We start from the raw sequence: 11916 nt of genomic DNA, 5'->3' as shown, positions 1-11916 counted from the left end.
GGTGCGAGATTACGTAGGCTGCTGCCGCTCGGCAAACGACATTCGCATCATGTGCGATGACATAATGTCATCGCTCGCATCATGAAAATCCGATCTCCCTCACTGGTCGAACTGCACGCCTTCCTGGCGGTCTGCCGCCATGGAAGTTTTCGCCGTGCGGCCGATGAGCTTTGCGTCACGCAAGCCGCCGTTAGCCGTGCGGTACAGCGGCTGGAAGAGCATTTGCCGGGCGGCCGCCTTTTCGAACGCAGCTCGGCCGGGGTATCGCTCACGGCGCGCGGAGAGCAGTTGCGCAAGCTGACCGAGCGCCATGTGCTGGCGCTGGAGCTGGCTGCCGAGACGCTGTGCCGTGCCTCCATGCCCCAGCTGGTACGGCTGAGCGTGATCCCGACATTGTCGATTCAATGGCTGATGCCGCGCCTGCCCGAGTTCAATCAGCGCAATCCCGATGTCCATGTGGAACTGCGGCAGTTCAAGCATGACGAAGACTTCACGCGCGACGATGTCGATTTATGGGTGGAGGTCAAACGCCCCAACCGCCGCTGGCCCGAGCAGGTGCAAGCCCGCTATCTGCTGGGGCGTGAACTGGTTCCCGTATGTGCGCCGGCCCTGAGTCATCAATTCCATCGGCCCGGCGATTTTCTGGCGGCCAGCCTGCTGCACCACACCAATTTCCCGGACAACTGGGCGCTGTGGTTCGCCCAGGCCGGCGTGGCCTGCAAGCCGCAACTGGGCCCGGGCTTTGATCTGACCATGCACCTCATCGTGGCCGCCAAGGCCGGCATAGGCGTGGCCGTGGTGCCGCGCAGTCTGGTGCAAAAAGAGTTGCAGGCGGGCGAACTGGTGATGCCGTTTGACATCTCCGTCTCCTGCGGCCGTGGTTATTACCTGTGCTGGAATCAGGATGCTCCCAGCTTTGCGGCGCGAGACAAATTTGCGGCCTGGCTGGCCGAGCAGGCAGATGCAGACAATTCGCCAGAAGGTGGTTCGTCCAGCGCGCTATAAGAACGTGTTGACGGTCTTGCCTCAACCCTTGGGGTCAATGCGTTTGCGAGCGCGCCTGGATTCCATCCATTACCCGCTGGATCAGCGTGCCGTGTCCGGTCATTGAAGCCCGTACTGTGCTGGATTGATGGGCATGACAGTTCTTTGAATTTGCATGGGGCCGTACCTGGATTTCCGTGGCTGCCGGTGATGTACTGCAGACCGGAACAAGGAGTTTTTGATGAGGAAAAGCAGCAGCGGCTGGATGAACGGTTTGGTGGGGGTGGCGATCTTCGCGGGTTCGCTGCCTGCAACCCGTGTGGCGGTGGCCGAGCTGAATCCGGTTTTTCTGACCTGCGCCCGGGCCGCAATTGCGGCCGTCCTGGGTCTGGCTTTGCTGCTTTTGCTGCGCCAGCCACGGCCGACGCTGGCCGATGCACCTGCGCTGCTGTTCACAGCAATAGGCTGCGTGCTCGGCTTTCCTCTGCTGACGGCTTTGGCGCTGCAGCATGTCACCTCGGCGCATTCCATCGTCTTTCTGGGGCTGCTGCCTTTGTGCACGGCTCTTTTTGCCGTGCTGCGCGCAGGGGAGCGTCCCCGTCTGCCGTTCTGGTTGTTCTCCGTGGTGGGTGCCGCCTTCGTTGCCGGCTATGCCTCCATGGGAGACGTGGAGGCCTCGCTGAAAGGCGATTTGCTGATGCTGGCTGCGGTGCTTGTGTGCGGCATGGGCTATGCCGAAGGTGCCCAGCTTTCGCGCAAGCTGGGCGGCTGGCAAGTCATCAGCTGGGCATTGGTGTTCTCGCTGCCCGTCATGCTGCCCCTGGCCTTGCTGAATATGCCGCATTCGCTGGAGAGCGTGGGTGCTGGGGCCTGGATCGGCCTGGCCTATGTGTCTATCTTCAGCATGCTGATCGGCTTTGTGTTCTGGTATCGCGGTCTGGCTCAGGGCGGGATTGCTGCCGTCGGTCAACTGCAGTTGCTCCAGCCCTTTATGGGCCTGGGTCTGGCGGCGCTTCTGCTGCAGGAAACCGTGAGCTGGACGATGCTCATCGTGACCCTGGTTGCCGTGGTCTGCGTCGGCGGCGCCAAGAAATACGCTTGATCGTTGCGAGGCAGCTGGCCGACGGTTGATGGCGTGCGTGAGACGCTGAGAAAAGATCAGCTCTCTGGGCGTGCCGCAGTTTCATACCAGTGCCTGGACCGGTTCACGACAGCCACCACGACCAGCATCACGGGCACTTCAATCAACACCCCGACCACGGTTGCCAGCGCCGCGCCCGAATGCAGGCCGAAAAGGCTGATGGCGGTAGCCACCGCCAGCTCGAAGAAATTGCTGGCGCCAATCAAGGCGGATGGGCCGGCCACGCAATGCGCCACGCCCAGTTTTTTGTTCAGCCAGTAGGCCAGCCCGGAGTTCAGCACCACCTGTATGAGGATGGGCACGGCCAGCAGCGCGATCACCAAAGGCTGCTCCAAAATGGTTTTGCCCTGGAATGCGAACAGCAGCACCAAGGTGGCAAGCAGTGCCAGCATGGACAGCGGGCCCATTGCGGCACTGGCCCGCTGCAATGCGGCCTCGCTCCGACGGAGAAGCTGCTGGCGCAGCATCTGGGCGATGGCCACAGGCATGAGGATGTACAGCAGCACCGATACCAGCAAGGTATCCCACGGCACGCTGATGGAGGATATGCCCAGCAGCAGCGCCACGATGGGCGCAAAAGCCAGCAGCATGATGGCGTCGTTCAAGGCCACCTGGGAAAGCGTGAAATACGGATCGCCCTTGCACAGCTGGCTCCAGACAAACACCATGGCCGTGCAGGGCGCAGCAGCCAGCAAAATCAGGCCGGCCACATAGCTGTCCACCTGCGCGGGGTCCAGCCATTGTGCAAACAGCTGGCGCAAAAAAAGCCAGGCCAGCAAGGCCATGGAGAAAGGCTTGACGCCCCAGTTGATGAACAGGGTCACGCCAATGCCGCGTGCATGCGACTTCACCCGTGACAGAGCCGAGAAGTCGATCTTGACCAGCATGGGAATGATCATCACCCAGATCAGCAGGCCTACCGGAAGATTGACTTTTGCCACTGCCATGGCGGCGATGGCGTGGCTCAGCGCCGGCATCCAGTGGCCCAGGGCAATGCCGGCGACGATGCAGAGCAGCACCCATACCGTCAGATAGCGCTCAAAACCGCCCATGACAGGTTGTGCAGAACCGGATACTTTCATCTCAGGATGCTCCGATGTCGTCAAGCAGTGGCTGCAAGGCGGCGCTGTCCAGGGTTTCAAACGGCAGCCGTGCCAGCTGCAACATGCGGTAAGCGATGGCCTGACGGGTCAGCTCAAAGCGTTGCCGCTGCTCCGACTCGCTTGCCGTCGAAGGATCCGGATAGCTCCAGTGGGCCTGCAGGGGTGCACCGGGCCACAGAGGGCAGGGCTGGGCCGCTGCGCTATCGCACACGGTGATGACCACTCGCATCGGAGGCGCTCCGGCCTCGGCAAAGCGGTCCATGTTTTTACTGCACAGCCCGGACACCTCAACGCCCGCCGCGCTCAGGGCTGCAATCGCCTGCGGGTGGATGCGCCCACTGGGCGAGGCGCCAGCGCTGTAGGCGCGGGCATCCACACCCAAAATCCCGGCCCAGTGGTTGAACATGGCTTCAGCCAGCACGCTGCGAGCCGAGTTGTGCGTGCACAGCACCAGTACATTCGTCGTCATTTCAGCAAGCCTGGTTGTTGGTGGGGCAGCAAGCATCGGGTTTGAGCTCGCAGCCGGCGCCTTCGCAGCAGTTGTCCGTCAGATAGCCCAGGACGCCATTCATCTGTGCAAAGTCGGCGCGATAGAGGAGATTGCGGCCGATGCGCTCCTGCGTCACCAGACCGGCGTTGCTCAGCTCCTTCAGGTGAAATGACAGCGCCGTGGCCGCAACGCCCAGTTGCTCTGCCAATACCGAGGGCGTCAGCCCTTGAGCGCCGGCAACCACCAAGACTCGGAAGACGCGCAGGCGTACCTGGTTCGCAAGAGCGGCCAAGGATTTGATGATTTGCTCTTCATTCATATTTCAATGATAGTTGAATTATTGAAATAATGTAGAAAATCTTCTGAAACGTAGAGTTGAGCAGGCCGAAAAGACTGAAATTTTTGGGCAGCGACTGACCCTCGGGGCAAGTCGCTGCAATGGCTTGTTTTAAGCCGGCAGTGCTGCCGGCTGGATCAGGCTTTATCGCTGGGTTTACAGCTGCGCCGCATGGTGGCGCAGATGGTCGTCGATAAAGCTCTGGATGAAGTAGTAGCCGTGGTCGTAGCCGGACTGGCGGCGCAGCGTGAGCGGCTGGCCGGCCTTGTCACAGGCCGCTTCAAAGGCTTCGGGCAGCAGCTGCTTTTCCATCAGAAATTTATCGGCCAGGCCCTGGTCGATAAGAATGCCGGCTGGGTAGGGGGCTTGCGTCTGCGCGGCCATCAGCTCGCTGGCGTCATGTTGGGCCCATTCGGCCTGGTTCTCGCCCAGATAACCGGCAAAGGCTTTCTGGCCCCAGGGGCAGTTGACGGGATTGGCAATCGGCGCAAAGGCTGACAGCGACTTGAACTTGCCGGGGTGGCGCAGAGCCAGCGTCAGCGCGCCGTGGCCGCCCATGCTGTGGCCGAAGATGCCCAGGCGCTGCAGATCCACCGGCAGTTTGGCACCGATCAGCGGCAGCAGGTCGTTCAGGAGGTAGCTTTCCATGCGCCAGTGCAGGGCCCAGGGCTTGGTCGTGGCATCAAGATAGAAACCTGCACCCACGCCAAAGTCCCAGGCATCGGATTCGCCGGGCAGGCCGGCGCCGCGCGGGCTGGTGTCGGGGCAGATCAGAGCGATATTCAGCTCGGCCGCCAGACGCTGGGCACCGGCTTTGGTCATAAAGGTTTCTTCGGTGCAGGTCAGGCCGGCCAGGTAGATCAGCGCCGGCACCTTCTCGCCCATCACGGCCTTGGGCGGCAGATAGACCGAGAACTTCATGGCCAGGCCGATTTCGCTGGAGAAATGTTCGTAATAGCGCTGGGCGCCACCAAAGCAGGCGTGGGCGGTTTTGAGTTCAAAAGAGTGGGACATGGGATGCTCCTGAATACAAAGCTGCATGCGTAAGTAGAACAAGGGTTTCAAGCCTTTTGATGCCTGAAACCCTTGTTTTGGAAACGCTTACAGCTCGTGTTTTTACTTATTCGACGAAATTCACCACCGAACGAATCGACTTGCCTTCATGCATCAGATCAAAGGCTTCGTTGATCTTGGCCAGGCCCATGGTGTGGGTCACAAAGGGTTCGAGCTGAATCTTGCCGGCCATGGCGTCTTCCACCATGCCGGGCAGCTCGCTGCGGCCCTTGACGCCGCCAAAGGCCGTGCCCATCCACTTGCGGCCGGTCACCAGTTGGAAGGGGCGGGTGGAAATTTCCTGGCCGCTGCCGGCCACGCCGATGATGACCGACTGGCCCCAGCCGCGGTGGGCGCATTCCAGCGCAGCGCGCATCACCTGGGTGTTGCCGATGCACTCGAAGCTGTGGTCCACGCCCCAGCCTGTCATCTCCACAATCACTTGCTGGATGGGCTTGTCAAAGTCCTTGGGGTTCACGCAATCGGTGGCGCCGAAGGTCTTGGCCAGCTCGAATTTACCGGGGTTGGTGTCGATGGCGATGATGCGACCGGCCTTGGCCAGTTGCGCGCCCTGGATCACGGCCAGACCGATGCCGCCCAGGCCGAACACGGCAACCGTATCGCCTTCCTGTACCTTGGCCGTGTTCTTCACGGCGCCCAGGCCGGTGGTCACGCCGCAGCCCAGCAGGCAGACCTGCTCGGGGTTGGCGTCGGGGCTGATCTTGGCCAGCGACACGGCGGCCACCACGGTGTACTCGCTGAAAGTCGAGCAGCCCATGTAGTGGTAGATGGGCTCGCCGTTGTAGCTGAAACGGGTGGTGCCGTCGGGCATCACGCCCTTGCCCTGGGTGGCACGCACGGCGGTGCACAGGTTGGTCTTGCCGCTCTTGCAGAACAGACACTCGCCACATTCGGCGGTGTACAGCGGAATCACATGATCGCCGGGCTGGACGCTGGTCACGCCTTCGCCCACTTCCACCACAATGCCTGCGCCTTCATGGCCCAGCACGGCGGGGAAGATGCCTTCGGGATCGTCACCGGAGAGGGTGAAGGCATCGGTGTGGCAAACGCCGGTGTGGGTGATCTTGACCAGCACTTCGCCCTTCTGGGGCGCAGCCACGTCGATCTCGACGATTTGCAGAGGTTCTCCGGCCTTGAAGGCCACAGCGGCGCGTGATTTCATGTTTGTCTTTCTTGGAGAGGGTGGAGCGAGGCCAGGGCTTTCGCTTTGCAATACCTTGAATGTAGGTCAGGTGGGTAGTCAAAGGCTGCCTGCATGGCCGCCATCTGAAGGACTTTGGCCGAATATCGATGCAATTAAGGGCTTCGGCCATGAATGTACTTCAGCCGCTGCTGGCTTCACAGGCTGCTGTCGCGTGCCGAGACTGGTGCTGCGCGCGGATCTGTCCAGCCGTGTCCCGGAACCAGTGGGCAATGGCTACGTTTTGCTCGAAAAGAGAGTATCGGGTGCCGCCGCCGTAGTCTGGCATGTCGATCATGTCGGTAGTGATATAGCGCAGCGGGCTGTCTGGCGTGGTGTAGTGGTGGTGCAGTGCACGCCGTACGACCTCTTTGCAGGGCTCGACACGCCATGCAGTCCAGCTCTCATGCCACTGGCCGGGACCAGGGCGGGTGAACGGGTACTGACAGGCACGGCCGTAGTGGCCGTTGTCCGTCAGCTGCCAGATATTGCGTGGGCCGTCGGGTGAGACCGGGCGTATCTGCAGCCAGTGCACCATATTCTGGCCAATCCAGTCGTCGATGAGGTTGCCGCTTTCATAGGGATCTATGATCACCTCGCCCGATTCGACTTGCGCACGGATGCCGACCACATCCTGTTCTTCGGGGTTGTCCAGCTTGAGCAACACATGGCTGTGGTCCAGCACGAACTGAAACGGCAGTCCTCGTGCACGCACGTGCCTGGCCAGCGGAGTGATGCGGCGTGGATCTTCGCTCCACATATAGATGTGGTTTTCCATGCCTATCGCTATGCCTATGCGCTGGCCCAGGTCCCAGGCATGGAGGTAGAAGGCGACGATGTCGTCGTCCGTCACCACATGCCCTGCGGCATGGCGGGTGTACAGCATGATGTTGTGAAACTCGGCACCTGCTTCCTTGCATACCCGCAGGTTTTTTTCCAGTGCCGTCTCGTCGCGCCCTGCGGTATAGGACCAGAGACCGGTGCGCAGCGGCATGCCGTATTTGTTGGCCAGCCGCAGGTACTCGCGCTCTTGGCCCGGCTGGGGCATACGGTCGAAGTGGTCGAAGACTTTGCTGTCGCGCAGCATCTTGAATTGCGCTTCAAGCGGCAAAGGCTCGCAATGGCGTATGCCGCGGCCGTTGCAACCCAGGGAGAAATTTTGCATGGCTTACCTCGGTTTGTCGCTGTCAATCAGGCTGTTAGCGCTTGGCTGGATGAAGGCGGTGCAGTCGAGACGGCTTCCTGCGCCATCTGTTGCTCGGCCTCCTGCCGGCGGGCAATCAGCCGGCGAATGCGCGCAGGCGCGTTGTCTATGCCCAGACGCACGAATTCTCGGATTCCGGTGCGATCTTGTTCACGTTGCACCAGGGCCAGAATGGCGGCATCTTCGAGAAAAGTGTCCGTCATCAGTTGCGTCACCTGAGCGCTGGCCTGGGTGCTGTCTGGCTGATAGTTGCGAAGATGCAGCCAGAAATAGTGGGTCGTGGTCTCGGTCTCGGGCGTGAGGAAGTTGTAGGAGAACGAACGCAGGCCAGCATCCATTTCCTGCTCGCTGTGCTCCCGGTTTGCGGCGATGCTGCCGAAGTCGACACAGGATACCGAGGGCAGATGGAGGTAGTAGTACTGCCAGCGATCAACCTGCCCGGCAAAATTGCCCATGGCCTTGACCAGCGGAACGGGCTCGGAGTCATTCACCCAGCGGTAGGCCAGTACATGGTTCTCGCCTTGCTCCACTTTCACGCTCACGTCCTCGGCTGCCGCGTTGCCTATGGTGTTCCTGTGCACATAGGTGGTGTGGGCTGGATCGACCAAGTTGTCGGTGATGTTGAGGTAGTTGCAGTCAAAGTGCAGATACTGGCCATCCACTAGGCCCCAGCCTGGCTCGCCGTAACGGCGCACTTCCACTATCTGTGAAGCATCGGCGAGGGCCGGTTCTCCCATCCAGACCCAGACTGCACCAAAGCGCTCCAGCAGAGGAAAGGGGCGTGCGCAGGCCGAGGGTGGGATGGCTATCTGGCCGGGGATGCGCACGCATTGGCCATGGCTGTTGAACGTCATGCCGTGGTAGCCGCATTGCAGATCGTCACCGACCAGCGAACCAGCGGACAGCGGTGCCAGCTTGTGTGGGCAGCGGTCTATCAGGGCGGCTGGTGAGCCGTCCTGGCGGCGCCAGAACACCAGGTTTTCGCCCAAAATGGTCCGCGCCATCGGGTAGCGGCCAATTTCTCCACTCCATGCGGCCACATACCAGGCGTTTTTCACAAAGCTGCTCATCGTGTCTCCTTTCAATAGGTCTTGGGTGCCGGCTCAAAGATCCAGCGTGATGCGGTTGCTGCGTGCGCGTGCGACACAGATGCAGACCAGACCTTCGCTGTGCTGCTCATCCGACAGGGCGTAGTCGCGGTGCTCGACCTCGCCATCGAGCATGTGCACCGCGCACATGCCGCATTCGCCGCGCCGGCAGTCGAACAAGGGATCGCAGCCGGCGGCGATCAAGCCATCTAGCATGGACGTGCCGGCAGGCACGTCGATCTGGCGGCCGCTGCGTGCCAGATCGATGGTCGTGCCGCGGTCTGCTGCCGTGGTAGCAGGTGCCGAGAAAAGTTCGAAATGAATCTGGCTGCGCGGCCAGCCCAGGTGCAGGGCCTGGGCCAGTGTGGCATCGATTAGCGCACGTGGACCGCACACATAGACGTGGCGTGAGGTTTTGGGTGCGCCGAGCAGGCTTGCCAGCGGCATGCCGCGCGAGGGGTTGCCGTCGTCGAAATACAGCTGCGCCCTGCTGCCGGCCAGTGCTTCAATCTCCTGGAGATAAGGCATGAATGCCGCGCTGCGGGCGCCGTAGTGCAGGGCATAGGGCCTGTTCGTTGCCTGCAAATGCCTGGTCATGGACAGAATAGGGGTGATCCCTATGCCACCTGCAATCAGCAAGGCCTCATGCGGTGGCTTGTGCAAGGCGAAGTCGTTCTTCGGCGGGGTGACCAGGATTTGCTGGCCTATCGCCAGTTGGTGCATGAACTGCGAGCCACCCCGGCCTGCGCACTCACGCTTCACCGCGATTTCATAGATCAGACCGTCACCATCGCTGTTGACCAGCGAATAGCAGCGCGTGGGCTCTGCGCCAGCACCTGGTATGTGCACGCGGATATGGGCGCCGGCGGTAAAAGCGGGCAGGCGCTGGCCGTCAGGCCTGCGCAGCTGCAGCCTGCGGACTTCGGGCGTCAGTGCTTGGGCCGCCGTAAGCTCCAGCACCAGCGTGTCTGGGGTGGGGGAGGAATGTGAAGAGGATTGCATGGGCTCATGCTAGGCCCGGTGCTTGTGGTTGAAAATTGCCGAATTTGCACATGGCTGTAGCCAGAAATGCAACAGCCAGAAGCTGCGAATCTATCGCCGAGGCGGGCGAGCATCTTGCATGGCAAGACGAAGGATGACCTGGCTGGCGCAGTCGATGAAAGCCGCTGTGGCAGGCGGCAGGCTGCGCCCACTGCGCACATGAATGCCCAGTGTGCCCATGATGGGCGTGCCTTGAGCTGACACCAGGGGAACAAATTGCGCGCAAGGCGTTGCAGCGGAGGTTGAGGTTTCAAGACCCAGCCGGGTCTGGAATGCAATGCCGTGTCCGGCCGATGCGAGCTGCTTCATCAGCTCTACCGACGTAGCGCGCACCACGGTTTTGGGCGGTTCGTGCAAGGCGCTCAATTCGCCATGAATCAGCGCATAGGAGGCGAGGTCTTCGGTGCCGAGAATGAACGGCCATGGCGTGCATTGCGCTAGCGTCACGCTGCGCTTGCGGGCCAGGGGATGACCGGCGGTAAGCAATGCCCCCAGACGAAAAACGCCGCTAGCTGCATGCTCCAGATCTTCATGCTGGGGCATGTCGAAGGCCATGCCTACATCGGCGCGTCCATTGGTGACATATTCAGCAATGTTGCCGGAGCTGGCAGAGGTGACATGCAGGGAGACGCCGGGATGGCGCGCCAGCATGCTGCCAATCACCTCGGGCAGCAGCGCGCTGTGCAAGCTTTCCACACTCACCACATGGACCTTGCCGCGCTGCAGGCCGCGCAACATGTCCAACTCGTCCTGAAGCCACTGCTCATCCTGCAACACATGGGTGGCGTGCCGGGCAAACAGCTCTCCTGCCGGTGTGAGCTGCAGGCCGCTGCTCAGGCGCTCAAACAAGGCAAAACCGAGCTCCTGCTCAAGCTGCAGCAGCTGGCGGTTGACGGCCGAAGCATCGATGAACAGCTGGCGTGCGGCGCCGCGTATCGACCCGTTGCGCCGGATGGCATCGAAGTAAAGCAGGCCGCGGGCGTGAATATGCATGGTTGGATGAATGCCTGGCTGAGGTGACTTGTTGTGGGTAGAGGCGTGCGATGTGCGTGTTTGGCGCCAAGCTTTGCACTATGGCCGATGTTCCAGGTATTTGCAGGTGTCGGCCATCTGGGTTGTCCGGGCTCTTATAGTCGGAGCTTTCGCTAGCCGCCATGTGTCGCTGCTATTTGTGCTCACTGCTTTTCCCTATGGAACACCGCCATACCCTGCCTCATCGGATCGATCTCATCGTCTACCCCGGCTTCAAGTCGCTGGAGGCGGTGGGCCCCATGTCTGTGTTCGACTACGCCAATGTCCATCTGCGCGCGCGCGGCCTAAGCGATGGCTATGAGGTGAGCATCACGGCGGCGCAGCAGGGCTTTGTGCAGTCAGACACCTTGATGGCGCTGCAGGCCACGCAGTCTCTGGCCGATCTGCAGCAGCGGGGCACGGGCTGCACGGTGATCGTGGTGGGCTCGCGTCATATCGAAACCGTGCTGGGCGCTTCGGCCGAGCTGGTGCAGTGGCTGCAGGCCGTGGCGCCCCGGGTGCAGCGGCTGATTGCCCTGTGCTCCGGCAGCTTTTTTCTGGCCGAAGCCGGCTTGCTCGATGGCCGCCGCGCGGCCACCCACTGGAGCGTGGCCGCCGCCCTGGCCCAGCGCTATCCGCGGGTGCAGGTGGATGCCGATGCCATCTATGTACGTGACGATGTCAAGGACAGCGATGGCGCGCGCCAGATCTGGACTTCGGCCGGGGTGACGGCAGGCATAGACCTGGCCCTGGCCCTGGTGGAGCAGGACTTCGGCCATGCGCTGGCGCTGGAGGTGGCGCGCGATCTGGTCATGTACTTGAAGCGTCCCGGCGGTCAGTCGCAGTTCAGCGTGCCGCTGGCCGCGCAATCCACGCGCCACCGAGGCGTGCAGGCCGTGCAGCAATGGGTGCTGGCCCATCTGGGCGAGCCCGTGACGCTGGCGCAGATGGCCGAGCAGGCGGCAATGAGCGAGCGGCATTTCCGTCGCGTGTTCCAGCAGGAAACCGGGCTGAGCCCATCGGCCTTTGTGGAAAACGCCAGGCTGGAGGCGGCCAAGCAGCTGCTGGAAACCCAGAGCCAGTGGCCGCTCAAGACCGTGGCCGCCCATGTGGGCCTGGGCTCGGAGCAGGCGCTGCGTCAGCTGTTTGTGCGCCGCCTGGGCATCACCCCGGTGGCTTACCGCGAGCGCTTTGGCGATTGAGCGCCGGCATGGCAGCTGCAGCTCACATGGCCGCTTCAACTCGCTTGGCCGCGTTCGGCCT

Annotated in this window: 12 protein-coding genes; 3 read left to right on the top strand and 9 right to left on the bottom strand. The window is 61.8% G+C overall.

Going from position 1 to position 11916, the window contains the following annotated elements; translation table 11 throughout:
- Positions 1–81 precede the first annotated feature (81 nt).
- Positions 82–1005, top strand: coding sequence for a LysR substrate-binding domain-containing protein (locus tag EAO39_RS17090; RefSeq protein WP_120969786.1), 924 nt, complete (start codon positions 82–84; stop codon positions 1003–1005).
- Positions 1006–1225: 220 nt separating this feature from the next.
- Entirely contained in the window at positions 1226–2086 is an 861-nt protein-coding gene (locus EAO39_RS17085; RefSeq protein ID WP_120969783.1) for a DMT family transporter, read from the top strand.
- A 56-nt stretch (positions 2087–2142) separates the two neighbouring features.
- On the opposite strand, the gene arsB is transcribed toward EAO39_RS17085, so the two are convergent.
- From arsB to EAO39_RS17040, 9 genes are all read right to left on the bottom strand, one after another.
- Positions 2143–3207: an ACR3 family arsenite efflux transporter gene (gene arsB, locus EAO39_RS17080; protein WP_120969780.1), complete on the bottom strand. Its 1065-nt coding sequence runs from the start codon at positions 3205–3207 to the stop codon at positions 2143–2145.
- 1 nt (position 3208) lies between these two features.
- The gene (locus tag EAO39_RS17075) at positions 3209–3697 is read right to left on the bottom strand and encodes an arsenate reductase ArsC (RefSeq protein ID WP_120969777.1); all 489 of its coding nucleotides are present in this window, start codon (positions 3695–3697) and stop codon (positions 3209–3211) included.
- A 1-nt stretch (position 3698) separates the two neighbouring features.
- On the bottom strand, positions 3699–4037 hold the full coding sequence (locus EAO39_RS17070; RefSeq protein WP_120969774.1) for a helix-turn-helix transcriptional regulator: 339 nt from the start codon (positions 4035–4037) through the stop codon (positions 3699–3701).
- A gap of 174 nt (positions 4038–4211) precedes the next feature.
- Positions 4212–5069, bottom strand: a complete 858-nt coding sequence (gene fghA, locus EAO39_RS17065) for an S-formylglutathione hydrolase (protein WP_120971215.1) — start codon at positions 5067–5069, stop codon at positions 4212–4214.
- A gap of 106 nt (positions 5070–5175) precedes the next feature.
- Positions 5176–6291: an S-(hydroxymethyl)glutathione dehydrogenase/class III alcohol dehydrogenase gene (locus tag EAO39_RS17060; protein WP_120969771.1), complete on the bottom strand. Its 1116-nt coding sequence runs from the start codon at positions 6289–6291 to the stop codon at positions 5176–5178.
- A 160-nt stretch (positions 6292–6451) separates the two neighbouring features.
- Positions 6452–7474 carry a xylose isomerase gene (locus tag EAO39_RS17055; protein ID WP_120969768.1) on the bottom strand — a complete coding sequence of 341 codons (1023 nt, stop codon included), beginning with the start codon at positions 7472–7474 and terminating at the stop codon, positions 6452–6454.
- Positions 7475–7500: 26 nt separating this feature from the next.
- Entirely contained in the window at positions 7501–8583 is a 1083-nt protein-coding gene (locus EAO39_RS17050) for an aromatic ring-hydroxylating dioxygenase subunit alpha (protein ID WP_120969765.1), read from the bottom strand.
- A gap of 33 nt (positions 8584–8616) precedes the next feature.
- Positions 8617–9603, bottom strand: coding sequence for a PDR/VanB family oxidoreductase (locus EAO39_RS17045; protein WP_120969762.1), 987 nt, complete (start codon positions 9601–9603; stop codon positions 8617–8619).
- A gap of 90 nt (positions 9604–9693) precedes the next feature.
- A complete protein-coding gene (locus EAO39_RS17040) occupies positions 9694–10635 on the bottom strand; it encodes a LysR family transcriptional regulator (RefSeq protein ID WP_120969759.1) in 942 nt (313 codons plus the stop codon).
- Between the two features lie 197 nt (positions 10636–10832).
- Here EAO39_RS17040 and EAO39_RS17035 point away from each other — a divergent pair, with 197 nt between their 5' ends.
- Complete coding sequence (locus EAO39_RS17035) at positions 10833–11855, top strand: GlxA family transcriptional regulator (RefSeq protein ID WP_120969757.1); 1023 nt, start codon at positions 10833–10835, stop codon at positions 11853–11855.
- The last annotated feature ends 61 nt before the right edge of the window (positions 11856–11916 follow it).

The organism is Comamonas sp. lk (assembly GCF_900564145.1).
Taxonomy (GTDB): domain Bacteria; phylum Pseudomonadota; class Gammaproteobacteria; order Burkholderiales; family Burkholderiaceae_C; genus Comamonas.
Note: the sequence above shows the minus strand (reverse complement) of the source record. Positions and strands in the feature narration are given on the sequence as shown.